Origin of the sequence: Enterobacter cloacae complex sp. IR53041 (assembly GCF_049238285.1) — a bacterium.
GTDB classification, from domain to species: Bacteria; Pseudomonadota; Gammaproteobacteria; order Enterobacterales; family Enterobacteriaceae; genus Enterobacter; species Enterobacter roggenkampii.
The window spans coordinates 24438-49700 of record NZ_JBMKHB010000002.1 but is presented as its reverse complement, the minus strand read 5'-3'; the positions used below and the strand labels follow the sequence as shown (position 1 = coordinate 49700).

Genomic DNA, 25263 nt, shown 5'->3' with positions numbered 1-25263 from the left:
TTGTTCTCTGGAGAGTTCTACCCAGGCAATTCCCCTGATAATTGCGCTGTGTTTCCGTATGAAACACAGGCAACCGACACTCTGCGCCTCTTAAGCGAGCGACAACCGTGAGGTTGGCGACGTGAACAGACACGAGGCCATCGGTTCATACCCCGGAAAGCGTCACCTTGCCCGCAGCTTTGTCGTCAATGTAAGAATAACGAGTAAGTTACGATGAAAAGAATGTTAATCAACGCAACTCAGCAAGAAGAGTTGCGTGTCGCCCTTGTGGATGGGCAGCGTCTGTACGATCTGGATATCGAAAGTCCTGGACACGAACAGAAAAAAGCGAACATTTACAAAGGCAAAATCACCCGCATTGAACCAAGCCTTGAAGCTGCATTTGTCGATTACGGTGCTGAGCGTCATGGTTTCCTCCCTCTGAAAGAAATCGCCCGCGAATATTTCCCTGCAAACTACAACGCCCATGGCCGCCCAAACATCAAAGATGTTCTGCGTGAAGGTCAGGAAGTTATCGTTCAGATTGATAAAGAAGAGCGTGGCAACAAAGGTGCCGCACTGACAACCTTTATCAGCCTGGCGGGGAGCTATCTGGTGCTGATGCCAAACAACCCGCGTGCGGGTGGTATCTCTCGCCGTATCGAAGGTGATGACCGTACCGAGCTGAAAGAAGCGCTGGCAAGCCTTGAACTGCCTGACGGCATGGGGCTTATCGTGCGTACCGCAGGCGTCGGGAAATCCGCCGAAGCGCTGCAGTGGGACCTCAGCTTCCGTTTGAAACACTGGGAAGCCATCCAGAAAGCAGCGGAAAGCCGCCCTGCTCCGTTCCTGATCCACCAGGAAAGCAACGTGATCGTGCGTGCCTTCCGTGACTACCTGCGTCAGGACATCGGTGAGATTCTGATCGATAACCCGAAAGTGCTTGAGCTGGCGCGCCAGCACATCGCCGCACTGGGCCGTCCGGATTTCACCAGCAAAATTAAGCTCTACACCGGTGAAATCCCGCTGTTCAGCCACTATCAGATCGAATCCCAGATTGAGTCCGCCTTCCAGCGTGAAGTGCGTCTGCCATCCGGCGGTTCTATCGTTATCGATACCACTGAAGCGCTGACCGCTATCGACATCAACTCCGCGCGTGCAACCCGCGGCGGCGACATCGAAGAGACAGCCTTCAACACCAACCTTGAAGCCGCTGATGAAATCGCCCGCCAGCTCCGCCTGCGCGACCTGGGTGGTCTGATTGTTATCGACTTCATCGACATGACCCCTGTTCGTCACCAGCGTGCGGTAGAAAACCGTCTGCGCGAAGCGGTGCGTCAGGATCGTGCGCGTATTCAGATTAGCCATATCTCACGCTTTGGCCTGCTGGAGATGTCCCGTCAGCGTCTGAGCCCATCGCTGGGAGAGTCCAGCCATCACGTCTGCCCACGCTGCTCCGGCACCGGCACCGTGCGTGATAACGAATCGCTGTCCCTCTCTATCCTGCGTCTGATTGAAGAAGAAGCGCTGAAAGAGAATACCAAAGAGGTTCACGCGATTGTGCCTGTGCCAATTGCGTCCTACCTGTTGAACGAAAAACGTGCTGCGGTCAGTGCCATTGAAGCACGTCAGGGTGGTGTTCGCTGCATCATCGTGCCAAACGATCAGATGGAAACCCCGCACTACCACGTACTGCGTGTCCGTAAAGGCGAAGAGACGTCAACGCTCAGCTACCTGCTGCCGAAGCTGCACGAAGAAGAGATGGCCCTGCCATCTGATGACGAGCCAGCAGAGCGTAAGCTGCCAGAGCAGCCTGCGTTAGCGACCTTCATCATGCCAGAAGCCCCACCGGAAGCCGCCCTGGAAAAACCAGCGGCCAAACCTGCGGCGCAGAAACCAGAAGCGACGGCAGCGAAAGCACAGCCAGCGCAGCCGGGTCTGCTGAGCCGCTTCTTCGGCGCGCTGAAGAAGATGTTTGCCGGTGAGGAAGTTCAGCCAGAGCAGCCGAAAGAAGAGCCAAAAGCGGCCAAGCCTGAACGTCAGCAGGACCGCCGTAAGCGTCAGAACAACCGCCGCGACCGTAATGACCGTAGCGATCGTAATGAGCGCAACGAACGTCGTGACAACCGTGACAACCGCTCTGACAATAACGAAGGCCGTGAGCAACGCGAAGACAACCGTCGCAACCGTCGCGAGAAACAGCAGCAGAATGTTGAAGATCGTGAAATTCGCCAGCAGGCGGGCGATGAGTCTGAGAAGAGCAAACAGCGTGACGACCAGCAGCCGCGCCGTGAACGCAACCGTCGCCGTAACGACGAGAAGCGTCAGGCACAGCAGGAAGTCAAAAACCTGAACCGCGAAGAGCATGTTGAGCAGCAGGACGGCGAGCAGGAAGAACGTACTCAGGTCATGCCGCGCCGTAAGCAGCGCCAGCTTGCTCAGAAAGTCCGCTTCGCCTCTGAAGCAACCGAAGAGACAGCAAACGTTGCGGTTGAAACTCGCGAGAGCGCAACCGGTACGCAGCTGGCAAAAGTTGACCTGCCAGCGGTCGTTGATAACAACATTGAGCAGGATGAAAACGGTGAAAACCGTGATAACGCCGGTATGCCGCGCCGTTCACGTCGTTCCCCACGTCATCTGCGCGTCAGCGGTCAGCGCCGTCGTCGCTATCGTGACGAGCGGTACCCGACTCAGTCTCCAATGCCGCTGACCGTTGCCTGTGCTTCACCAGAAATGGCTTCCGGCAAAGTCTGGATCCGCTACCCTGTTGCTCGCCCGGAGCAGGTTGTTGAAGAACAGCCGGTAACGGAAGAGGTCATTGCACCTGTAGCAGCGGTAGAAGAGGTCGTGACTGAAACGGCAACCGTGGTTGAACCTCAGGTTGTTGAAACTGAAGCACCTCAGGCCGCGGACGTCGAAACCACGCATCCGGAAGTGATTGCCGCGCCGGTTGATGCCGCACCGCAGCTTATTGCTGAAGAAGATGTCGTGGTGGCTGAGGAAATCGCTGAAGAGGCTGAACCTGTAGCCGCGGTAGAAGAAGCCGCTGAAACCCTCGTCGAAACCACCGCTGAAGAGGTCGTTCAGGACGTTGAGATTCAGGTTGAACCGGTTGTTGAAGAGCCGAAAGCGCCAGAAGTGAAGCCTGAGCCGGTTGTTTCTGCGCCAGCCGCTGCCCACGTAGCGACAGCACCAATGACCCGCGCCCCGGCGCCGGATTACGTGCCTGAAGCGCCGCGTCACAGCGACTGGGTTCGCCCGGCCTTCAGCTTCGAAGGTAAAGGCGCAGCCGGTGGTCACAGTGCAACGCATCAGGCGACTGCACCGGCAACGCGTCCACAGTCTGTCGAATAACGACAAACGACACTGAAGTAAAAAGCCGACCCTTGGGTCGGCTTTTTTATGGCTGCTGAACAGGCTTTCTCATCCCGGTCACCTCCGGCATGACCTGCCGCATCAACTCCAGAAATCGCCGCAAGCGTGCTGGATAATAACGGGACCAGGGATAGACCAGATGTACCGGTAGCGCCGCGGGCTGCCACTCGGGCAGCAAATGCACCAGCCGCCCTTCCCGAATATCGTCCTGTACCGTCCAGCTGGATACCACGGCCACGCCAAGGCCGGTAAGTGCCGTATTGCGTGCGACATACAGGCTGTCGGTGCTGAGCCGTGGCGTAATAGCAATCCGCGCGGTGGCGGACGTGGCATCGTGAAAAAGCTCCACGTGGCGCTGGTAGAAAGAGCTGATGGCTATCCAGGGAAACTGCTGCAAATCCTCCGGCGTATTCACCGCCGGGAAGCGGGCCAGCAGAGCCGGAGAAGCCACCACCGAGCGCGGCACCTCCGCCAGCAGTACGGATACGGTTGCCGGATCGACCTCCACGCCCACCCGAATAGCACAGTCAAGGTTGTCGCCGAGGAAATCCGCCGACCGATCGTTGAGCATCCACTCAATCGAAAGCTGCGGATAGCGTTGCAAAAATTCGGTTACGGGTTTCAGAAGCTGATCCTGACCAAACGCGTGCGGTGCCCGCACCCGCAGCACGCCTACGGGCTCATCTTCCGTCTGCCCCACCTCATCCTCCAGCGCCAGCCAGCTGTCAATCACCCGACGGGCGTGCTGATAGCAGCGCTCGCCGTCATCCGTTAGCCGCGTCGTGTGGGTGGTACGCAACAACAGGCGCACGCCCAGCATGGTTTCAAGCGACTGCAGCCGTCGGCTTACCGTGGCCTGGGTTGTTGCTAGCTGCCGCGCCGCCGCAGAGAGCGAACCTGCCTCAACAATGCGGACAAACGTCCGCATTAGCTCAACCCTGTCTATACGCTCAGATCTTTTCATCGCATTTTCACTTATACGTTCAACGTATAAGCGTTTTACCACCGGGCCCGCTACCGTCGCAAGGCGTGCTGATAAAAAATAGCCTCACACGATGAATGAGGAACAACTTATGAACACAACAACGACTCCCCATGCTGTAAGCCGCTGGGTGATCTTTATGCTGGCTCTGGGGGCTGGCTTCAGCGTGGCATCAATCTATTACGCGCAGCCCCTGCTGCCGCTGATGGGTGCCGACCTGCATTTGAGTATTGAAGGTATGGGCCTGGTGCCAACATTAACGCAGGCAGGCTACGCGCTTGGCATCCTGTTCCTGCTTCCTCTGGGCGATCGCCACGACCGCAGGACGTTAATTTTGATCAAAAGCGCGGCGCTGGCGCTGTTTCTTCTCGGCTGTAGCCTGACCGGGCATATCCATTCCCTGCTGCTGGCAAGCCTGCTTATCGGCATGGCCGCCACCATGGCGCAGGATATCGTCCCTGCCGCGGCCATCCTTGCGCCGGAAGGTAAACAGGGGAAAACCGTGGGCACGGTAATGACCGGGCTGCTGATGGGTATCTTATTATCAAGAACCGTAAGCGGCGTAGTGGGCGAAGCGTTTGGCTGGCGCGTCATGTACCAGCTGGCAGCGGCGAGCATTGCGTTCATCGGGGTAATGATGTGGTTTTTACTTCCCCGTTTTGCCATTCACTCCACGCTGAGCTACCCCGCGCTGATGCGCTCGATGGAACACCTGTGGCGTCGCTACCCGGCGCTGCGCCGCGCGGCGCTGGCTCAGGGTTTCCTGTCGATTGCCTTTAGCGCCTTCTGGTCAACGCTTGCGGTCATGCTGCTGGAACGCTATCACCTGGGTAGTGCCGTCGCAGGTGGTTTTGGTATTGCCGGTGCCGCGGGTGCGTTAGCTGCCCCACTGGCGGGGGGTCTAGCGGACAAACTGGGGGCAGGAAAAGTCACGCAGCTTGGTGCCGTTCTTGTGACCGTCTCTTTCGCCCTGATGTTCCTGATGCCCGCGCTGGGCGTTCATGGACAGCTGATGCTGATCGCCATCTCTGCCGTCGGGTTCGACCTGGGCCTGCAGTCCAGCCTGGTCGCCCATCAGAACCTGGTGTACAGCCTTGAACCGCAGGCGCGTGGTCGTCTCAACGCCCTGCTCTTTACGGTCGTCTTTATCGGGATGGCGCTGGGGTCCGCGTTAGGCAGCAATATCTACTCGCTGGCTGGCTGGACGGGTGTGGTCGCACTGGCCACCGTCTGTGGCGTCATTGCGCTGGTCATCCGTCTGATAGAAAGCGCGCGTGTCGCCTCAGTAACGGCAGAAGTCGCATAAAAAAATGCCCAATCCAGACGGATTGGGCAGCAAAACATGCCCAGTTTCAAGACATGTTCTAAGAGGTCAAGATGTTATTTGTTCAGCTGGAACAGAGACATGCCCTGCATATCGCTAAACGCTTTATAAGACGCCTGCAAGGCCGCCTGCTGCATGATGTAAGAGGAAATTGCCGCATTCCAGTCAACGTCCACAAGGTCACTCATTTGCGAAGTCTGTGCGAGTGACCGGTCGTTACTCAGTGTGTTCAGTTTATCCAGTTCGTTAAGTTTGGTACCCAAATCGGCCCGTACAGTTAATACATTATCAAGCGAGTTACGCAACCCCCGGTTCGCAGCATCAATGGCTGCATTTTCCTGATCGACCTTCGCTTGATCGTCACCGACCGGTGTGTTCAACGAGGTGATAGCATTATCCAGTATCTTGAATAAATTCTTTTCAGGTGTTCCACCACCCGGCTCCGGTGTTGCATTGCTGGTAAACGTGGCGAAAACCTCTGTGCCAGTGTGGCTGATTTGCATATTTCGTGCAGAATCCACCTGTTGGTTAACTGGGGTAGTACCACCGATATAATTGCCGCTGGTTTGGTCAAAAGCGACATTCTCCGTCTTATACCCTGCGAAGATATATCGTCCATTACCGTCAGTGCTGTTGGCGAGGTTCATAAGCTGATCGCGTATGCCTTGCAGGTCTGTCGCCAGAGATGCCCGATCGCTGTCACTTAATGTCCCATTCCTCGCATAAACGACTTTTTCCTGAGCGCTCTGAATGGCCGTTGTAACCTGTGAAAGGACACTCTCCTCAAGCGATACTTTCTGTGTTGCAAAGGTACGCGCAAGATCGAATTGGCTATTCTGCGCCTGAGCCTGTGATAGAACAATCGCCTGCGACGCCGCGATAGGATCGTCCGACGGACGATTAACGCGCTTACCGGTGGACATTTGTTCCCCGTAATTTAGCCATTTGCTTTGGGAATCGGTGATCCCCCGCATGTTCTGGTCGTACATCATTTGGGTGCTAATACGCATTGTTCACCTCAACCTTAGCGAATATTGATAATTGCGTCGAAGAGCGTACTAGCAGTTTGTAACACCTGCGCGTTGGCAAGGTAATACTGCTGATAACGCTGCAAATTGCCATACTCTTCGTCGAGGTTTACCCCTGAGATGGACTGCTGTTGTTTGGTTAACTGTGTTTCCACATTCGCTTTCGTCTGGCTGCTCACCTTCAGTGACGCCGTTGAGCTACCGACTGTACTGACGAGAGAGGCATACGCATCGTTAAAGGTTTTATTCCCACCCACAACTTTCGCGTTTTGAAGATCAAGCAGTTTCTGGCCATTACGGTTATCACTTTCGCCGCCGTTCTGCACTGACGCCATCGCCAGTTTGGACTCGTCGCTGATCGCCAGATCCATGTTCATGATGACGTCGGAAACTGGCTTCACGGTAAAGCTGTCTTTGGTATTTGCCGTGCCGCTCACGTTGACGTTAAGACCATCAAACGACAGGTTGCCGCTAGCATCCGGGCTCATCGTAAAGCTGGTTTTGTCTGATGTACGGGTGATCGTCCAGTCAGTGCCGTTGAACTGCAGCTTATAGTTTGTCGCCTGGACCTGTTTGCTGTCGGTCACAGAGGCCGTAACAACCGCCGATCCGCCGTTCTTGCTGTTGGACAGCACCGCCGGAGAACCAAAGTTGAACAGCTTACCGCCCGCATCACCGTTAGCGTCAAAGCCGGCTTCATGCTGCGTGTTCATCGAGTCGGCAAAGGCCAGCGCCATCTGGTTCAGGGTGTTACGAGCTTTATCCAGATCTTCCGTGCGGAAGGTCAGTAAACCGCCCAAAGAACCGGTGGTGATCATCTTTTCCGGGATCTCTACGTTCCCGGCCACGTCATCGACATAGGCCACGGTGGTACGGGACGGATCGGCGCTGGACTTCACGGCCGCCAGCTGGTTAGCTTTGCTGCCCTGCACCAGGCTGTAACCGTTGCCGAAAGAGATGTTATACGTGCCGCTATCCTGCACAGACACTTCCACGCCGACGATTTTGTTCAGCTCAGTGACGAGCTGATCGCGCTGGTCAAGCAGATCGTTAGGCGATGCGCCCGCACCGACGCCGGTCAGACGGGAAATCTGATCGTTCAGATTGGCAATCTGTTTGGCATAGTTGTTGATCTGAGAAACGCTGGTGCTAATCGCGGTATTCACCTGCGTATCCTGGTCGCGAAGATACTGATCGTTGGTTTTAAACTGATTGACCAGACCGCCCGCTTTACCCAGCACCGTCTGACGCGCCGCCGGATCTTCCGCGTTGCTCACCAGCGTTTGCAGACTCTTGAAGAAGTCCTGCAGCGTGGTGGAGAGCGAGTTGGTGGTATCGGAGAGCACATCGTCGATTTTTGACATCTGCTGATAGCGCGTCGTCAGGCCGCTGCTCTGCGTCTGCGCGGCACGCAGCTGATTGGTGATGAAGGCGTCATACTCACGCTGGACACCGGAGACATACACCCCGTTACCCACCCAGCCACCGCCGGTCAGCGTGCTGTTAGATGCGCCCAGCACCGTGGTCTGGCGGGTATAACCTGCCACGTTATAGCTTGAAATATTATTACTGACGGTATTGAGTGCCGACTGCGCAGCACTGAGGCCACTCATGGCGCTGTTAATCAAACTGGACATGGGGGTTCCTTTTATACGTTCAGACACGAGTCCTGATGAAGGTTATCGGCAACCTCCACCGGGACTTGAGAACTTTCAGAACAGATTTTCAATATCTGTGCTATAGGCTTTGCTGACCTTCTCGCCCATGGATTTCAGCTGCTGGATCATGCTGGTGAGCTTGCGCGCGTAGTTCGGGTCGGTCGCGTAGCCCGCGTTTTGCAGCGCCTGAGCGCCCTGCTCCGCCGTCGCCGCCTGCGTCACGGCGGTATAGCGCGGATTTCGGCTCAGCAGGCCAACATAATCGGACAAGGCTTCCAGATACGAGCTGTAGACGCGGAATTTGGCTTTGACCTTCACCGCCGCACCGTTCTCGTATTCGGTGGTTGTGATCTCCGTAGTTGGCCCCTTCCAGCTGGAGGTGGCCTTCACGCCGAAGATGTTGAAGCTCGGTTCGCCGTTTTCCTTGCGGATCTGGCGCTGACCCCAGCCCGACTCCAGCGCGGCCTGCGCCAGAATCAGGTGATGCGGCACGCCGCTCTGTTCGCTGGCAAGGCGCGCAGGCAGAGAAAGCTGCGCCAGGAAGTCTTTGCTGTCACCGGAGAGCGGCTCATCGCCGCTGCCCGTGGCTTTCGGCATGGCTTTACGCACCATTTGCGTCAGAGCCTGGTTCTGATAGCTGGTCACCGTTTCCAGGTCGAACTTCATCGGTACCTGCTGCGGCTGATCCTGAGGCTGAATGCCCTGCGCGGCTTCGGTCTGCTTGACAATCATGTCAGCCAGACCGAGGCCTTTCCCGGCGGTCATCTGCTGCGCAATCTGCTGGTCATACATGCTGGTGTAGAGACGCGTTGAATCACTGCTGAACATCCCGTCTTTCGGCAGGGTTTCGCGCATGCTCTTCAGCATCATCTGTACAAACATTCCTTCCACCTGGCGGGCGACCGGGCGGATATTCGCCGCCGGGTCTTTGCCTGCTTTGGTTTTCAGTTCGTTGAGCGACTGGGCGTCCCAGGCTGCACTGGTCAACAGTTTGCTATCGGTCAGCATTAGATGATTTCCAGTTTGGCGCGCAGGCAGCCCGCGCTTTGCATGGATTGCAGAATGGACATCAGATCCATCGGCGTTGCGCCCAGGGCGTTCAGGGCGCGCACCACGCTGTTCAGGTTGGCGCTTGATCGCACGCTCTGTAAAGACCCACCGCTCTGACGTAAATCAATCTGCGTTTGCGGGGTTACCACCGTCTGACCACCGCCAAACGGCGTGTCCGGCTGGCTCACGTTCGCGGAGCGGTTTACCGTCACCGACAGGTTCCCCTGCGCCACGGCACAGCTGTCGAGCGACACTTCCCGGTTCATCACCACCGAGCCAGTTCGGGAGTTGATGATCACCTTCGCATCCTGGACCGGAACGTTCACTTCCATATTCTGGATATCGGCCAGCATGCGCACCTGGTTGCTGCTGCCGGTGGAGGTACGGATCTGCACGGTGCGCGCATCGAGTGCCGTGGCATTACCGTAGCCGCGGCTGCGGTTGATGGTATCGGCAATCTGCTGCGCCATCGTGAAGTCTTCATTATTGAGCTGCAGGTTGATGGTGTTGCCCGCGCCAAACTGGGTCGGCAGTTCACGCTCAATGATCGCCCCGTTGGTAATCCGTCCGCCGTTGAGCTGGTTCACCTGCACGCTGCTTCCGCCTGCGGATGCACCCGCACCGCCGACCAGAATGTTCCCCTGCGCCAGCGCATAAACCTGGCTGTCGACGCCTTTCAGCGGAGTCATCAGCAGCGTACCGCCGCGCAGGCTTTTGGCGTTACCCATTGAGGAGACTACCACGTCAATGGTCTGTCCCTGACGCGCAAACGCCGGGTAGGATGCGGTGACCATTACTGCCGCCACGTTTTTCAGCTGCATGTTAGTTCCCGCCGGCACGGTAATGCCGAGCTGGGAAAGCATGTTGTTCAGACTTTGGGTGGTAAAGGGGGTCTGGGTCGTCTGGTCACCGGTACCGTCCAGCCCCACCACCAGGCCATAGCCAATCAGCGAGTTTTCACGCACGCCCTGTACGCTGGTGAGATCGCGAATACGGTCAGCCTGGGCAAAGGTAGCCACCAGCGCGAGCGCCACGGCGAAGATCGATTTAAACATGGGTCACCTCGCTTACATCGGCGATAAGTTAAGGAAGAAGCGCTGCAGCCAACCCATATTTTGCGCTTCATTAATGTAGCCGTTACCGACGTACTCAATGCGCGCATCCGCCACCTGGGTGGACGGAACGGTGTTGGTGCCGCTGATGGTGCGAGGGTTAACCACGCCCGAGAAGCGAATGAATTCAGTGCCCTGGTTGATGGCGATCTGTTTTTCACCCACCACGTGTAAGTTGCCGTTAACCAGTACCTGGTCAACCGTGACCGTCAGCGTGCCGCTGAAGGTGTTGCTGGCGTTCGCGCCACCTTTACCGTTAAAGGTGTTGCCGCCAGAGGCATCGACATCAGCACGCGCGTTGCCGAACAGTCCCTGCAGGTAGCGCGGGACGGTATCGAAGCCAAAATTCGTTTTGCCATCGCGGCTGGCGTTCGCCGACGAGCTCTTGCTCGCGCTGACGTTTTCCTGCAGCACAATGGTCAATGTATCGCCGACGTTACGCGGGCGGCGATCTTCAAACAGCGGCTGATAGCCGTAATTAATCGGCTGCGCGGTCTGGAAAATGGAGCCGTTGACTACTGGCGCAGGGCCAGGAACGGGTTGGGCAGTCGTCGCACCCTGGACCAAAGGTTTAGACGGGATCCAGGCACACCCGCTGAGGGTGACGGCCAGAACAGTCAGAATCGGATAACGAAACGCCGCGTTTTTTTGCATTGCCTTCATCTTCGAAAACAGGGAGCCGGCGCGGCGTTTACCGCACCGGGCTACACCTTAGAGTTGCGTCAGTTTCTGCAGCATCTGGTCGGTCGTCGACACTGCTTTACTGTTAATTTCATACGCGCGCTGAACCTGGATCATATTCACCAGCTCTTCCGCCACGTTCACGTTGGAGGTTTCAACATAGCCCTGATACAGCAGGCCCGCGCCGTTCAGGCCCGGGGTGCTCTCATTTGGCGTACCGGAGGATTGCGTCTCGGTGTAGAGGTTCTCACCAATGCTTTCCAGACCGGTATCGTTCATGAAGGTGGTCAGGTTGAGCTGCCCAACCTGAACCGGCGCAGCCTGCCCCTGCTGGGTTACGCTGACCACACCGTCACGTCCGATGGTAATGCTCAGGGCGTTCGCCGGGATGGTAATCGCAGGCTGAACCTGGAAACCGCCCGCCGTCACCAGCTGGCCGTTCTGATCGACCTGGAACGAGCCGTCGCGAGTGTAGGCAGAAGTCCCGTCAGGCAGCTGCACCTGGAAGAAGCCCTGGCCTTTGATCGCCACGTCTTTGCTGTTGTTGGTCTGAGACAGGTTGCCCTGGCTGTGCAGACGCTCGGTCGCCACCGGACGAACACCGGTACCGATCTGCAGGCCCGATGGCAGCGTCGTCTGTTCAGAAGACTGCGCGCCCGGCTGGCGGATGGTTTGATAAAGCAAATCTTCGAAAACGGCGCGTTGACGCTTGAAACCATTGGTGCTCACGTTTGCCAGGTTGTTGGCAATCACGTCCATATTGGTTTGCTGGGCGTCCAGGCCAGTTTTCGCGATCCATAAAGAACTGATCATAAGGAATCCTGTTAGCTCATAGCCAGAAGTTGGTTAGCCTTGCCCGCGTTTTCATCGACGCTGCTGATGATCTTCATCTGCATTTCAAAACGACGGGCGCTGGCGATCATGTCGGTCATGGCTTCGACCGGCTTGACGTTACTGCCTTCCAGAACACCAGACATCACGCGGATGCTCGGATCGGCCTGTAAGGTGGCACCCCGCGTCGCCTGCGCCGCCTGGGTCAGACGGAACATGCCGTCGTCGCCACGCTGCACCTCTTTGCCTTCCGCCTTGACCAGCTTCAGACGACCGACGGGCGCAACGGTATTGGCCGGGTCGCCCGGGTTGAGCGCCGAAATGGTGCCGTCCGCAGCGATAGTCAGCTCAGAACCTTCCGGTACGGTCAGCGGACCCGCTTCCCCCATCACCGGATGCCCCTGAATCGTCAGCTGGCCCGTCGCGCTCACCTGGATGTTCCCGTTACGGGTATAGCCTTCGCTACCGTCCGCCGTTTGCACCGCCAGCCAGCCGTCCTGCTGCAGAGCCACGTCCAGCGGGCGTGAGGTGTAATCCATCTGCCCTGGCGTCATATCGGCACCAGGGGTTGATGCCGTCACCAGCGTACGGGTCGGCAGGGAAAGCCCTTCTACCGGCACCGCGCGCAGCGCATTAAGCTGCGCGCGAAAGCCCGGCGTTGAGGCGTTTGCCAGGTTGCTGGCGGTAACGGCCTGCTGATTGAGCGTCTGACTTGCCGCGCCCATCGCGGTATATATTGCGTGATCCATTGCGCTTTCCTGTTAGCCGCTTAACGCAGGTTAACCAGCGTGTTGAGGATCTGATCCTGGGTTTTGATGGTCTGCGCGTTCGACTGATAGTTACGCTGCGCGACGATCATGTTCACCAGCTCTTTACTCAGATCGACGTTAGAGGCTTCCAGCGCACCGTTGGTCAGCGTGCCGAAGTTACCGCTTCCGGCAGTACCCAGCAGCGCCACGCCGGAGGACTGGGTGGCAGACCAGACGTTGTCGCCTTCCGATTTCAGACCTTCGTTGTTGGCGAAGTTTGCCAGCACGATCTGGCCCAGAACCTGGGTCTGCTCATTGGAATAGTTACCGACCACAGTGCCGTCGTCATTGATTTGGTAGCTCACCAGGTCTCCTGGTTTAAAACCATTCTGGCTGGTCGCGACGATATTGTTCGCACCGGTGTTCTGCTGCATGGAGTTAGCAAAACTCATGGCGAAGGTCGCTGGCGTCGCACCTGGGATGGTCGCGGTAGTGATGTTGATATTTCCACCACCGGTCAGCGTACCGTTATTATCGAAGGTCAGCGTGGTGGCCAGTGCCGCCGTGCTGCCTGCGACGCTACCGTCCTGGGCATACACTTTCCAGGAGTTAGCCGGGGTCGCATCTTTGACATAAAACAGGTTCATGTTGTGCGCATTACCCTGGCTATCAAAGACGGTCACCGTACCTTTTTTGTTGTACGTGTCCGGGTTAGCCGGATCAAAGGCGGTGGTCGGCGCGGTATCGGTGGAATTCAGGTTAATCTGCTGGGAAGCCGTGGTGGTGGACTTCGCGGCCATCAGCGTGGTTGGGATATTAATGACCTGTGGGTTCGCCCCGGTCTGAACCGTTGATGGCGTCCCGGCAACCGGATACCCCGTTAACTGCATCCCCTGCATGTTCACCAGATTACGGTTTTCATCCAGCTTGAACTGGCCGTTACGGCTGTAGAACACAGAGCCGTTGGAGTCGACCATACGGAAGAAACCGTTCTGGCTGATGGCAACGTCCAGACCACGACCGGTGTTGGTGGTGGTGCCGTCGCTAAAGTCCTGCGTGATGCCCGCAACTTTCACGCCCAGGCCGACTTTGGAACCGGCAAACATGTCTGCAAAGGAAGCAGAACCGGATTTAAAACCATAGGTCGCGGAGTTGGCGATGTTGTTGCCAATGACGTCCAGGTTGGTGGCCGCAGCATTCAGGCCGCTGACCGCTTGAGAAAAGGCCATGACTTACTCCTGATAAGTGTTAAGGCTTAGATAATCTGCCGAACTTCGTCGAGTGTGGTGGAACCAGAGGTTCCCAAATCCAGTTTGTTGCCGTCGCTTCCTTTAATCACGCCCTGGACCAGCGCGAACTGCAGCGGCTGCGCCACCAGCTGGGTCGTCCCGTTGCTGGCGCTGATCGCGACTTTGTAAGCACCGTTTGGCGCTTTCGTGCCGTCGGTCAGGCTGCCATCCCACGTAAAGGTGTGAACGCCCGCCTTCAGCTCGCCGATATCAATGGTGCGCACGACAGTGCCGTTGCTGTCGGTAATGGTTGCGGTAACTTTCTCCGCCGCCTGCTGCAGCTCAACGCCAAACGGCGTTGTGGACGTTGTGGTATTGCCTTCGGTGGTGCTGGTGCCTGCCAGAATCGTGGTTCCCGGGATCATCACCCCGTGGCCAATCAGGCTTGCCGCCTGCAGAGACTGGGCGCTATTAATCTGTCCAGAGACGGAACCAAGGGTGGTGTTGAGTTTCTCAATGCCGCTAACGGTGCTGATCTGCGCAAGCTGCGTGGTCAGTTCGTTGTTCTGCATCGGGTTAGTGGGATCCTGGTTCTTAAGCTGCGCCACCAGCAGCGTCAGAAAGCTGCCCTGAAGATCGGCGGCGTTACTTCCCGTCAGGGAGTTAGAACCCGTCGTACTCTTTGTGTTGTTAACACCCGAGTTCGTCGGATCATTCACATTTACGGCGATGGACATGCATGTCTCCTTTACTGGCCGAGAGTGAGTGTTTTGAGCATCATGCTCTTCACGGTATTAAGCACTTCGACGTTGGCCTGGTAGCTACGGGAAGCCGACATGGAGTTCACCATCTCACCCACCACATCCACGTTTGGCATCTTCACGTATCCGCTGGCATCCGCCAGTGGGTTACCCGGCTCATACACCAGCCTGTCCGGGGCCTGGCTCTCCACCACATCCGAGACCTTCACGCCGCCCGTCGCCGCGCCTGGCGCAGCATCGACCTGAAAGACAACCTGTTTGGCACGATAAGGCTGGCCGTCGGGTCCGGTGACGCTGTCGGCGTTCGCGAGGTTACTGGCGGCCACGTTCAGGCGCTTGGACTGTGCGGTTAACGCCGAACCGGCGATATCAAAAATATTCAGCAAGGCCATCTATCAATTCCCCCCCTGCAGGACGTTCATCATGCCTTTGATTTGTCCGCCGAGTACGGTCAGGCCCGTCTGGTATTTCAGGCTGTTGTCGGCAAACTGGGTACGCTCCCGGTCCATATCCACGGTGTTACCGTCGAGTGAGGGCTGATCGGGAATGCGATAAAGTAAATCGGTCGCTGGCGCGGTCATCGCCTGAGCAGGAATATGGCGAGAGGATGTCATGGCAAGTGCAACACCCGTTCCTTCGGCACGTCCACGCTCCATCACCTTTTTGAGTTCACTGGAAAAATCAATATCGCGCGCCTGATACCCCGGGGTATCGGCGTTAGCGATATTGGCGGCTAAAATCTCCTGCCGCTGGGCGCGTAAGTTGAGCGCTTCCTGCTGAAAACGTAACGCGGCGTCGAGTTTATCGAGCATGTCTCCTCCGCTGATGGCAAAATTTCAGTTCACAGCTTAAATCTCCCCCGGTCTCCCCTATCGACGGAATAAGCGCAAAATGCGTCGCTATTTATTCCGTTGATGCAAAACCACAGCAGGTAGAATTCGTTCAACTCTGGAAACGGTGGAACTTGCGATGCAAACGTTAAAACGTGGTCTGGTGGCGGCGCTCTTGCTGTTAAGCCCTCTGGCGCAGGCTGATGGGTTACAGGATCGGCTAACGGCTTTTTTTGCTGAAAAACTGGCAGGCTTTAGCGATGACGTGACCGTTACCGTGCGCACGCCACCGAATCTGTACCCGACGTGCGACCAGCCGTCCTTCAGCGTGGTAGGGTTCACAAAGCTCTGGGGGAATGTGAACGTGCTGGCACGCTGCGCCAACGAAAAACGCTATTTACAGGTTGCCGTTCAGGCGACGGGCAATTATGTTGTCGCCGCCGTGCCCATTGCGCGCGGCAGCGTACTGCAGACAAACAGCGTGACCTTGAAGCGCGGCCGTCTGGATCAGCTGCCGCCACGCACCATGCTGGATATTAACCAGGCACAGGACGCCGTCAGCCTGCGCGACGTCGCGCCAGGCCAGCCGATACAGATCTCCATGCTGCGTCAGGCATGGCGGGTAAAAGCAGGCCAACAGGTGATGGTGGTGGCCAACGGAGATGGCTTTAGCATCAACAGTGAAGGGAAAGCGTTGAACAATGCCGCGGTGGCGCAAAACGCCCGCGTCAGAATGTCCTCAGGCCAGGTGGTGAGCGGAACCGTCGATGCTGATGGGAATATTCTGATTAACCTATAATCTTTTTAAAGATTTCGCGGCGCGTGCCGATAAATATTCCACTAATGATGATGTCAGGCGCAAACGCCGCGAACCCTCGATGAGGACAACACTATGAGCATTGATCGTACATCAGCCCTGAAGCCGGTAAGCGCTGTACAACCTCGCGAAACGAATGACGCAACGGCGCAGAAAACGCGCCTGGAAAAACCGTCAACGTCCAACAGCACCAGCGTGACCCTGAGCGACGCGCAGGCAAAACTGATGCAGCCGGGCAGCAACGATATCAATATGGAACGTGTTGAAGCGCTGAAAACAGCTATTCGTAACGGTGAGCTGAAAATGGACACCAGCAAAATCGCTGACGCCCTGATTCAGGAAGCACAGAGTTTCTTACAGAGTAACTAACCGTATGAGTCGACTGTCAGAAATACTGGATCAAATGACGGTTGTCCTGAACGACCTGAAAACGGTAATGGACGCTGAACAGCAGCATCTCTCTTCCGGTCACATCAACGGCAGCGCACTGCAGCGTATTACTGAAGACAAAAGTTCGCTTCTGGCAACGCTGGATTATCTGGAGCAGCAGCGACGCGCTGAGCAAGATCCTAAGCGCAGCGCCAATGACGATATTATTGAGCGCTGGCAGACCATTACCGAAAAAACCCAGCACCTGCGCGATCTTAACCAGCATAACGGCTGGCTACTGGAAGGGCAGATTGAGCGTAATCAGCAGGCGCTTGAGGTGTTGAAACCGCATAAAGAAACCGGTCTGTACGGTGCGGATGGTCAGACGGCGACGGCGCGTATTGCAGGTGTGAAAAAGATTTCGATTTGACGCATAAGCGACTCATCATGCAGTGGGGAGCACCATGAGGTGAACTCCCCTTTTGGCGTTTATGCCGTCCGGCGGGCAAACTCTTTTACTTTGAAACCCAGCACCGCGAGCGTGGCAAAGTACGCCACCACACCAACGCACACCACGGCCATCAGGCGCATCAGACGATAAGGCATCGTGCCCAGGGACCACTCCGGCATCACGTGCATCATGCCAAGCAGCGCGGCAGACATCACCAGTACCGCAACGATCAGACGCATCAGGAAACTGCCCCAACCCGGCTGCGGCGTGAAAATATCCTGCTTGCGCAGCTGCCAGTAGAGCAGGCCGGCATTCAGACAGGCCGCGAGACCAATCGATAATGACAGGCCGGCATGTTTCAGCGGACCAATAAACGCCAGGTTCATCAGCTGCGTCATAATCAGCGTCACGATGGCAATTTTTACCGGCGTTTTGATGTCCTGACGCGAGTAAAAGCCCGGCGCCAGCACTTTCACCACGATCAGCCCCATCAGTCCCACCGAGTAGGCAATCAGCGCGCGCTGGGTCATGGCGGCATCGAAGGCAGTGAATTTCCCGTACTGGAAGAGCGACACCGTCAGCGGTTTGGCCAGAATACCCAGCGCCACCGCGCTTGGCAGGGCCAGCAGGAAGCAGAGACGCAGGCCCCAGTCCATCAGGCGGCAATACTCATCATGATTGCCGCTGGCAAAACTTTTCGACAGCGACGGCAGCAGGATGGTCCCCAACGCCACGCCCAGCACCCCGGACGGAAACTCCATCAGGCGGTCGGCGTAGTACATCCAGGAAACCGAGCCGGACACCAGGAACGAGGCAAAGATGGTATTGATAATCAGCGAGATCTGGCTGACGGAGACGCCGAGAATGGCGGGCCCCATCTGCTTGATGACGCGCATCGCCCCGGCATCTTTGAGGTTGATGCGCGGCAGCACCAGCATGCCGATTTTTTTCAGGTGCGGCAGCTGATACGCCAGCTGCAGCACGCCGCCGACGGTGACCGCCCAGGCCAGCGCCAGCACCGGCGGGTTGAAGTGCGGGGCGGCGAACAGGGCAAAGCCGATCATGCTGACGTTAAGAAACGTCGGCGCAAACGCCGGTACAGAGAAGCGGTTCCAGGTATTGAGGATCGCCCCCACCAGCGAGGCCAGCGAGATCAGCAGAATATAGGGGAAAGTAATGCGCAACAGCTGCGAGGTCAGGGCAAACTTGTCGGCCGTATCGGCAAAGCCGGGCGCGGTCACCATAATCACCCAGGGCGCGGCCAGCATCCCGAGGACGGTCACCACCGCCAGCGCCAGCGTCAGGAGGCCGGAGACATAAGACACAAAGACGCGCGTGGCGTCCTCGCCCTGCTTGCTTTTATATTCTGCCAGGATCGGGACGAATGCCTGGGAAAACGCCCCTTCCGCAAAAATACGACGCAGCAGGTTCGGTAATTTGAACGCGACGAAAAAGGCGTCCGTGGCCATCCCTGCACCAAATACCCTTGCCACAATGGCGTCGCGCGCAAAACCCAGCACGCGGGAAAACATGGTCATCGAGCTGACGGCTGCCAGCGATTTTAATAAGTTCATTAACGTGAATTTCCAGAACCATACGGATTTCCAGGACGGGCAAGCGTAAGCGCCACCCGGCAAAGCCTACAAGCGGCGCTTAGTCTACCCGGATTTCAACGAATTACTATCCGCAGATGTTACAGCGAGTTATTCACTCATGGCCTCGCGCCAGAGCCTTTCCACAATGCGCTGCGCCATGATGGCCTGCTCGCCGGACGTTTCAGGAACCGTCTGATTTTGCACGCAGGTGATGAAGTGGCGGGCGCAACCGGCAAAACCGCGCTGTTCAAGCGTGCTCTGCCAGCCAGGCGCGGGGAGCGTCACCACGCCGCTGCCCTTCTCTTCCCGCCATTCACGCATGTCGGTAATGTCGTACAACGCCCCGTCGGTGACGGCCTGGACGCATTCTCGCTGGCTGCCGGCACGACGATGCATGCTGGTCGTGATCTGCAGATGGTCAATCGCGAAATGGTGTTCGGCGTAGACCATTTCACCCTGCTCGTTCGTGAGCAGCGTGCCACTTTGCAGCTGCGCGTTGCTGCCGGCGAGCCACAGCGCCGTATCCACAACGTGGAGATAATCATCCAGCAGCGTGAAGCGCAAATCGTTCGGCCCGATGCTATCCGTGCGGTGCTTATCCATCCGCAGCGAGGCAAACGTGCCCGACTGTGCCTTGAGCTGCTGGTAAAGGGGCGCGAAGCGGCGGTTGAAGCCGACCATCAGCGTCAGTTTTTTACGCGCCGCCAGCTCAATCAGGCGTTCCGCGTCCGGAACATTTTCCGCCAGCGGTTTATCCACGCAAACGTGAACGCCCGCATTGAGCAGCTCGCTCACGACCTGATAGTGGGTAGACGTTGAGGTATGCACAAAGACCGCATCGCACTCGCGGGCCAGATCCTGAAGCGATGCCGCATACGGCATACGCCAGGTTTCGCAGATCCGCTCGGCTTTCTCGCGCGTGGGTGACCATGCCCCTTGCAGCGTCCAGTCCGTCGCTGCCCCCAGAACCGGCAGCCAGGCTTTTTGTGCAATACCGCCCAGCCCTACTACGCCAATGCGTAATTTTTTCACCGTCAGTCTCCCAAATGTGCCAGCAGGGCATCCAGACGCTGTTTCAGCCCGGCGACCTCGTCTTCCAGCGCCGCTACGCGGGCAACCAAATCATCATCTACGGCCGTTATGTCGGTTGCGCTGGATTTAACTGAACTATCAACTTCACCGCTGAACAGGTGCATATAGCGGCTTTCACGCTTGCCCGGCTCGCGCGCCAGACGCACCACGTAAGGACCGTCTTCACGCGCGGCCAGCCCTTCGAGGGTCTGCTCGACCTCCTGCATATCGCTGAACTCATGCATGCGGGAAGCGCGCGTGCGCAGTTCTCCCGGCGTTTGCGCACCGCGCAGCAGCAGCGTGGTGATGACCGCCACTTCCGCACTGCTCAGCTTCAGGTCACCAAATTCGGAGTTACAGAAGCGCTGTTCGTATTTGGTCACGCGGTTGCCGAAGCCGCTGACGGTGCGCAGATAGTGGCGTTTGACCAGCGCATCCAGCACGTCCTGAACCTCATACTCGCTGAGGTTCATCACCGGCTCGCGGTTGGTTTTCTGGTTGCAGGCCATGGTCACGGCGTTGACGGACAGCGGATACTGCTCCGGCGTGGTGACCTGTTTTTCGAGTAAGCACCCAATCACGCGCGCTTCTGTACCGTTTAGCTGATACTTCATCTTTTCTCCTTAACGACCTGCAGTCCAGTCCCGGGTGGTTAATGCCGTCAGAACGTGGTCGCGCCACTCTCCGTCTATCAGCAGATAGTCTTTGGCGTAACCCTCTTTCTCGAACCCTAAACGCGCCAGCAGATTTCCGCTGCGCTGGTTATGCGGCATATAGTTCGCCATAATGCGATGAATGTGCTGGGTGCGTTGCATATAGCGGATCGCTACCGTCAGCGCCTCGTACATCAGCCCCTGCCCCTGCCACTTCTGGCCGATGGAGTAGCCCAGGTAGCAGGCGTGAAACGATCCCCGCACCACGTTTGAAAAATTGGCGATCCCGATAATCTCTTTCTCTTCAGGATCCAGCAGCGCGAAATAAAACGCGCTGCCCTGCTTGTGAAATTCCGTAATCATGCTGAGGCGCGCCTGCCAGCCGGAAGGGTAACAATGACTCTCATCCCGAACGGGTTCCCAGGGTTTTAAAAACTGGCGATTCTCGGCGTAATAATCCGCCAGACGCCAGGCATCACGCTCATGCACCAGACGAACGACCAGCCTGTCCGTTGTCAGACGCACTTTTGGCACATTACTGCGATAGCCAAACATCGATACCACTCCTTCCCGTCACTTCAGCCTGCCCATTAGCTTTACTATACCTGCGCCTGCGCCGTCTGTGAAAACAGTGACATACCATTTTCACCTCTTTTCACATTTTTCGATGAGAACTCTCTATCAAAGCACCCTTTTGATAAAAAAATATTGTCACGTGCAGGGGTGGGAAAAAACGCGGCGACACCGCAGAATGTTAGCGTGCTCACCATCTTATTTTCCCTGGAGGGAAAATGTCCCGCGTATCACAGGCCAGGAGCCTGGGTAAATATTTCCTGCTCGTCGATAACATGCTGGTCGTGCTCGGCTTTTTTGTCGTTTTTCCGCTTATTTCGATCCGCTTTGTCGATCAGATGGGCTGGGCGGCATTAATGGTCGGCATTGCCCTGGGGCTACGCCAGTTTGTCCAGCAGGGCCTGGGCGTCTTTGGCGGGGCCATTGCCGACCGTTTTGGCGCGAAACCGATGATCGTCACCGGTATGCTGCTGCGCGCGGCAGGGTTTGCCACGATGGCGGTCGCCCAGGAGCCCTGGCTGCTCTGGTTCTCCTGTTTCCTCTCCGGTATCGGGGGCACGCTGTTCGATCCGCCCCGCACCGCGCTGGTGGTAAAGCTGATTCGCCCGCAGCACCGCGGCCGTTTCTTCTCCATTCTGATGATGCAGGACAGTGCCGGGGCGGTTATCGGCGCCCTGCTGGGAAGCTGGCTGCTGCAGTATGATTTCCGTCTGGTCTGCGCGGCTGGGGCGGTGCTCTTTATGCTGTGCGCGCTGTTTAATGGCCTGTTCCTGCCGGCGTGGAAACTGTCAACGGTGAAAGCGCCGGTTCGGGAAGGGCTGGGCCGCGTTCTGCGCGACAAACGTTTTGTCACCTATGTGTTGACCCTGACGGGATATTACATGCTGGCCGTGCAGGTCATGCTGATGCTGCCGATCATGGTTAACGACATTGCAGGTACCCCTGCGGCGGTGAAATGGATGTACGCCATCGAAGCCTGCCTGTCGTTAACGCTCCTCTATCCGATTGCCCGCTGGAGCGAGCGGCGTTTTCGCCTGGAGCATCGCCTGATGGCCGGACTGTTCCTGATGACGCTGAGCATGATGCCGATCGGCCTGGTGAACACGCTCCAGCAGCTGTTTACGTTGATTTGCACGTTCTATATTGGCTCGATCATCGCCGAGCCTGCCCGCGAAACGCTGAGCGCCTCGCTTGCGGATGCGCGTGCACGCGGCAGCTATATGGGGTTCAGCCGACTGGGGCTGGCGCTTGGCGGGGCATTAGGTTACGCCGGCGGCGGCTGGTTGTTTGATGCTGGCAAAGCGTTAAATCAACCTGAACTTCCGTGGATGATGCTGGGCGTGGTGGGCTTTATGACGCTACTCGCCCTGTGGTGGCAGTTCAGCCAGAAACGCAGCGCGAGCAGCATGCTCGAGCCTGGCGCGTAGCCTTTCCCTCGGGCGGGAGCCCTTCCCGCCCCACTTCTCAGTTTTTTCTGCTGGTTTCTGCCCATTCACGCTGACATACTGGCGTAACAGGACAGAAGCGCCGATTTTTCGTTGAGGAACACTATGAAGAAAATTGTCTTAGCCGCGGCATTGATTGTCAGCGGCCTGCTGGTTGGCTGTAACCAGCTCACGCAATACACCGTCAGTGAACAGGAAATTAATCAGGCGCTGGAAAAACATAACAATTTCTCGAAAGACATTGGCGTACCGGGTCTTGCCGATGCGCATATCGTGCTCACAAACCTCACCAGTCAAATCGGACGTGAAGAGCCAAACAAAGTCACCCTGGCCGGTGATGCGGACCTCGATATGTCCTCCCTCTTTGGCAATCAGAAAGCCAACATCAAGCTCAAGCTGAAGGCACTCCCTGTTTTCAACAAAGAGAAAGGGGCGATTTTCCTGCAGGAGATGGAAGTGGTCGACGCGAAGGTGTCTCCGGACAAGATGGCGCCGGTTCTGCAAACCCTGATGCCCTATCTGAATCAGTCGCTGCGGAATTACTTTAACCAGCAGCCCGCGTACGTCTTAAGTGAAGACAAAAGCAAGGGTGAAGCTCTGGCGAAAAAATATGCAAAAGGTATAGAGGTGAAACCGGGCGAAATTATCATTCCTTTCACCGATTAATCTGAAGGGCGCTGCGGCGCCCTTTTTTTTCACGGAAAAGTGTGCAAACGAAAACGTTTCCGCTTATGATTTGTGTCCGGCAAAAACAGCCATCCTTATGACTGATTCCTGACAAGCCGGAGCTTCCATGACTGCACAACCCCAGGTTCTTAAAATCCGCCGCCCTGACGACTGGCATATCCATCTGCGTGATGGCGATATGCTGAAAACCGTCGTGCCTTATAGCAGCGAAATTTATGGCCGCGCGATTGTCATGCCTAACCTGGTGCCACCAGTCACCACCGTCGATGCCGCGATAGCCTATCGCCAGCGCATTCTCGACGCCGTTCCTGCGGGACACGATTTTACCCCGTTGATGACCTGCTATCTGACCGATTCACTGGATCCGAACGAAGTGGAGCGCGGGTTTAACGAAGGCGTCTTTACGGCAGCGAAACTCTACCCGGCGAATGCCACCACCAACTCCAGCCACGGCGTCACCAGCATTGATGCCATTATGCCGGTGCTGGAACGCATGCAGAAACTGGGTATGCCGCTGCTGGTTCACGGCGAAGTAACGCATGCCGAGATTGATATCTTCGACCGCGAAGCCCGTTTTATCGAGACCGTGATGGAGCCTTTGCGCCAGCGCCTGCCGGCGCTGAAGGTGGTCTTCGAGCATATCACCACCAAAGACGCGGCAGAGTACGTGCGTGACGGCAACGATCTTATCGCCGCCACCATTACGCCACAGCACCTGATGTTTAACCGTAACCACATGCTGGTGGGCGGGGTGCGCCCTCACCTCTACTGCCTGCCTATTCTTAAGCGCAACATCCACCAGCAGGCGCTGCGCGAGCTGGTCGCCAGCGGGTTCTCCCGCGCGTTCCTCGGTACTGATTCCGCGCCTCACGCCCGCCATCGTAAAGAGGCGAGCTGCGGCTGCGCGGGCTGCTTCAACGCCCCAACGGCGCTTGCCAGCTACGCAACCGTGTTTGAAGAGATGAACGCGCTGGAACATTTCGAAGCATTCTGCTCCCTTAACGGCCCGCGCTTCTACGGCCTGCCGGTCAACGACACCTTCATCGAACTGGAGCGTAAAGCGAGCCACGTTGAGGAGTCCATTGCCCTGACGGACGACACGCTGATCCCCTTCCTGGCGGGTGAAACCGTAAGCTGGACGGTAAAACGTTAAAAAATCAGTGCCCCTTGTTGTCAAACTGATAATATACCTGTATAAATAAACAGTATATTACACAGGGGGCATTTATGCGTATTGAAGTCACCATAGCCAAAACTACCGTTCTGCCTGCCGGCGCGCTTGATGCACTGGCAGGCGAATTATCCCGTCGTATTAACAACACCTTTCCCGACAACGCGGGTGCCGTCACGGTGCGTTACGCCGCGGCGAACAACCTCTCCGTCATTGGCGCCGCAAAAGAAGATAAAGATCGCATCAGCGAAATCCTCCAGGAAACGTGGGAAAGCGCTGACGACTGGTTCATCACGGATTAACACTGCTCCCTCATTGTGTTTTTTTGCCGGGTCGCCCCGGCTTTTTTTTGCCTCATAATCCTGTAAGTTCAAAATAATTCGGCATCTTCTTTAAAAATCGTGAACGAGATGGTGTTTTATTGTTCGAACAATCCTAAAAAGCAGAAAAATGTGTTGCCACCTGTTTATTTTTCCCTTCGGAACCCTTATTACTTGGTATACTGAAGTTGCTTTCAGAAAAACATGCATTGAACCTCAAAGCCGTTGTCTTCTAACACGCATTAAGGGGGTTATAATGGAAAAGAATAGTGAAGTCATCCAGACCCACCCACTTGTTGGCTGGGATATCAGTACCGTAGATAGCTACGATGCGCTGATGCTGCGTTTGCACTACCAGACCCCAAATCAACTCAACCGTGAAGAAGCGGAAGTTGGACAGACGCTGTGGCTAACAACAGACGTCGCCCGTCAGTTTATTTCTATTTTAGAAGCAGGTATTGCAAAAATAGAATCTGGCGACTATCAGGAAAATGAGTATAAACGGCACTAAGCTTATGCCCA

26 protein-coding genes are annotated in these 25263 nt (G+C 56.7%); 10 read left to right on the top strand and 16 right to left on the bottom strand.

The window, feature by feature from the left end:
• Window positions 1-213 precede the first annotated feature (213 nt).
• Window positions 214-3333: a ribonuclease E gene (rne, locus tag ACOTXF_RS01685; RefSeq protein WP_045417104.1), complete on the top strand. Its 3120-nt coding sequence runs from the start codon at window positions 214-216 to the stop codon at window positions 3331-3333.
• 46 nt (window positions 3334-3379) lie between these two features.
• Here rne and ACOTXF_RS01680 read toward each other — a convergent pair whose 3' ends face one another.
• Window positions 3380-4282: a LysR family transcriptional regulator gene (locus tag ACOTXF_RS01680; RefSeq protein WP_072204902.1), complete on the bottom strand. Its 903-nt coding sequence runs from the start codon at window positions 4280-4282 to the stop codon at window positions 3380-3382.
• A gap of 145 nt (window positions 4283-4427) precedes the next feature.
• Between ACOTXF_RS01680 and ACOTXF_RS01675 the strand changes: the two genes are divergently transcribed.
• On the top strand, window positions 4428-5642 hold the full coding sequence (locus tag ACOTXF_RS01675) for an MFS transporter (protein WP_048961926.1): 1215 nt from the start codon (window positions 4428-4430) through the stop codon (window positions 5640-5642).
• Between the two features lie 74 nt (window positions 5643-5716).
• On the opposite strand, the gene flgL is transcribed toward ACOTXF_RS01675, so the two are convergent.
• The 11 genes from flgL to flgB form a co-directional block, all read right to left on the bottom strand.
• Window positions 5717-6670 (bottom strand): flagellar hook-associated protein FlgL, encoded by a 954-nt coding sequence (gene flgL, locus ACOTXF_RS01670; protein ID WP_234115090.1) that lies wholly within the window; start codon window positions 6668-6670, stop codon window positions 5717-5719.
• Window positions 6671-6684: 14 nt separating this feature from the next.
• Complete coding sequence (gene flgK, locus ACOTXF_RS01665; RefSeq protein ID WP_234115089.1) at window positions 6685-8325, bottom strand: flagellar hook-associated protein FlgK; 1641 nt, start codon at window positions 8323-8325, stop codon at window positions 6685-6687.
• 75 nt (window positions 8326-8400) lie between these two features.
• Window positions 8401-9354 carry a flagellar assembly peptidoglycan hydrolase FlgJ gene (gene flgJ, locus ACOTXF_RS01660; RefSeq protein ID WP_021240767.1) on the bottom strand — a complete coding sequence of 318 codons (954 nt, stop codon included), beginning with the start codon at window positions 9352-9354 and terminating at the stop codon, window positions 8401-8403.
• Window positions 9354-10451: a flagellar basal body P-ring protein FlgI gene (locus ACOTXF_RS01655; RefSeq protein WP_008500808.1), complete on the bottom strand. Its 1098-nt coding sequence runs from the start codon at window positions 10449-10451 to the stop codon at window positions 9354-9356. Before ACOTXF_RS01655 ends, flgJ begins: the two co-directional genes overlap by 1 nt.
• Before the next feature lie 12 nt (window positions 10452-10463).
• Window positions 10464-11162: a flagellar basal body L-ring protein FlgH gene (gene flgH, locus ACOTXF_RS01650; RefSeq protein WP_008500809.1), complete on the bottom strand. Its 699-nt coding sequence runs from the start codon at window positions 11160-11162 to the stop codon at window positions 10464-10466.
• A 57-nt stretch (window positions 11163-11219) separates the two neighbouring features.
• Entirely contained in the window at window positions 11220-12002 is a 783-nt protein-coding gene (gene flgG / locus ACOTXF_RS01645; protein WP_008500810.1) for a flagellar basal-body rod protein FlgG, read from the bottom strand.
• An 11-nt stretch (window positions 12003-12013) separates the two neighbouring features.
• Window positions 12014-12769, bottom strand: a complete 756-nt coding sequence (locus tag ACOTXF_RS01640; RefSeq protein WP_008500811.1) for a flagellar basal body rod protein FlgF — start codon at window positions 12767-12769, stop codon at window positions 12014-12016.
• A gap of 20 nt (window positions 12770-12789) precedes the next feature.
• Window positions 12790-13998: a flagellar hook protein FlgE gene (gene flgE / locus ACOTXF_RS01635; protein WP_008500812.1), complete on the bottom strand. Its 1209-nt coding sequence runs from the start codon at window positions 13996-13998 to the stop codon at window positions 12790-12792.
• A gap of 26 nt (window positions 13999-14024) precedes the next feature.
• Window positions 14025-14735, bottom strand: coding sequence for a flagellar hook assembly protein FlgD (flgD, locus tag ACOTXF_RS01630; RefSeq protein WP_045417110.1), 711 nt, complete (start codon window positions 14733-14735; stop codon window positions 14025-14027).
• Between the two features lie 11 nt (window positions 14736-14746).
• Window positions 14747-15151: a flagellar basal body rod protein FlgC gene (gene flgC / locus ACOTXF_RS01625; protein ID WP_008500814.1), complete on the bottom strand. Its 405-nt coding sequence runs from the start codon at window positions 15149-15151 to the stop codon at window positions 14747-14749.
• Between the two features lie 3 nt (window positions 15152-15154).
• Window positions 15155-15571, bottom strand: coding sequence for a flagellar basal body rod protein FlgB (flgB, locus tag ACOTXF_RS01620; RefSeq protein ID WP_008500815.1), 417 nt, complete (start codon window positions 15569-15571; stop codon window positions 15155-15157).
• Window positions 15572-15728: 157 nt separating this feature from the next.
• On the opposite strand from flgB, the gene flgA reads away from it, so the two are divergent.
• From flgA to flgN, 3 genes are all read left to right on the top strand, one after another.
• The gene (flgA, locus tag ACOTXF_RS01615) at window positions 15729-16388 is read left to right on the top strand and encodes a flagellar basal body P-ring formation chaperone FlgA (RefSeq protein ID WP_045417113.1); all 660 of its coding nucleotides are present in this window, start codon (window positions 15729-15731) and stop codon (window positions 16386-16388) included.
• 93 nt (window positions 16389-16481) lie between these two features.
• The gene (flgM, locus tag ACOTXF_RS01610; RefSeq protein ID WP_008500817.1) at window positions 16482-16775 is read left to right on the top strand and encodes a flagellar biosynthesis anti-sigma factor FlgM; all 294 of its coding nucleotides are present in this window, start codon (window positions 16482-16484) and stop codon (window positions 16773-16775) included.
• Between the two features lie 4 nt (window positions 16776-16779).
• A complete protein-coding gene (gene flgN, locus ACOTXF_RS01605) occupies window positions 16780-17205 on the top strand; it encodes a flagella biosynthesis chaperone FlgN (RefSeq protein WP_008500818.1) in 426 nt (141 codons plus the stop codon).
• 59 nt (window positions 17206-17264) lie between these two features.
• On the opposite strand, the gene murJ is transcribed toward flgN, so the two are convergent.
• The 4 genes from murJ to rimJ form a co-directional block, all read right to left on the bottom strand.
• Window positions 17265-18800 (bottom strand): murein biosynthesis integral membrane protein MurJ, encoded by a 1536-nt coding sequence (murJ, locus tag ACOTXF_RS01600; RefSeq protein ID WP_032674525.1) that lies wholly within the window; start codon window positions 18798-18800, stop codon window positions 17265-17267.
• Between the two features lie 129 nt (window positions 18801-18929).
• A complete protein-coding gene (locus tag ACOTXF_RS01595) occupies window positions 18930-19853 on the bottom strand; it encodes a Gfo/Idh/MocA family protein (protein ID WP_045417119.1) in 924 nt (307 codons plus the stop codon).
• Window positions 19854-19855: 2 nt separating this feature from the next.
• Window positions 19856-20506 (bottom strand): YceH family protein, encoded by a 651-nt coding sequence (locus ACOTXF_RS01590; RefSeq protein WP_023343751.1) that lies wholly within the window; start codon window positions 20504-20506, stop codon window positions 19856-19858.
• Window positions 20507-20515: 9 nt separating this feature from the next.
• On the bottom strand, window positions 20516-21100 hold the full coding sequence (gene rimJ, locus ACOTXF_RS01585) for a ribosomal protein S5-alanine N-acetyltransferase (RefSeq protein ID WP_008500822.1): 585 nt from the start codon (window positions 21098-21100) through the stop codon (window positions 20516-20518).
• Window positions 21101-21336: 236 nt separating this feature from the next.
• On the opposite strand from rimJ, the gene mdtH reads away from it, so the two are divergent.
• The 5 genes from mdtH (at window position 21337) to bssS (ending at window position 25252) form a co-directional block, all read left to right on the top strand.
• Window positions 21337-22545 carry a multidrug efflux MFS transporter MdtH gene (mdtH, locus tag ACOTXF_RS01580; protein WP_045406643.1) on the top strand — a complete coding sequence of 403 codons (1209 nt, stop codon included), beginning with the start codon at window positions 21337-21339 and terminating at the stop codon, window positions 22543-22545.
• Window positions 22546-22668: 123 nt separating this feature from the next.
• On the top strand, window positions 22669-23229 hold the full coding sequence (locus ACOTXF_RS01575; protein WP_008500824.1) for a lipoprotein: 561 nt from the start codon (window positions 22669-22671) through the stop codon (window positions 23227-23229).
• Between the two features lie 127 nt (window positions 23230-23356).
• On the top strand, window positions 23357-24403 hold the full coding sequence (gene pyrC, locus ACOTXF_RS01570) for a dihydroorotase (protein ID WP_047744956.1): 1047 nt from the start codon (window positions 23357-23359) through the stop codon (window positions 24401-24403).
• Between the two features lie 74 nt (window positions 24404-24477).
• Window positions 24478-24723 (top strand): DNA damage-inducible protein I, encoded by a 246-nt coding sequence (gene dinI, locus ACOTXF_RS01565; RefSeq protein ID WP_008500826.1) that lies wholly within the window; start codon window positions 24478-24480, stop codon window positions 24721-24723.
• Between the two features lie 274 nt (window positions 24724-24997).
• Complete coding sequence (bssS, locus tag ACOTXF_RS01560) at window positions 24998-25252, top strand: biofilm formation regulator BssS (protein ID WP_008500827.1); 255 nt, start codon at window positions 24998-25000, stop codon at window positions 25250-25252.
• Window positions 25253-25263 lie beyond the last annotated feature (11 nt).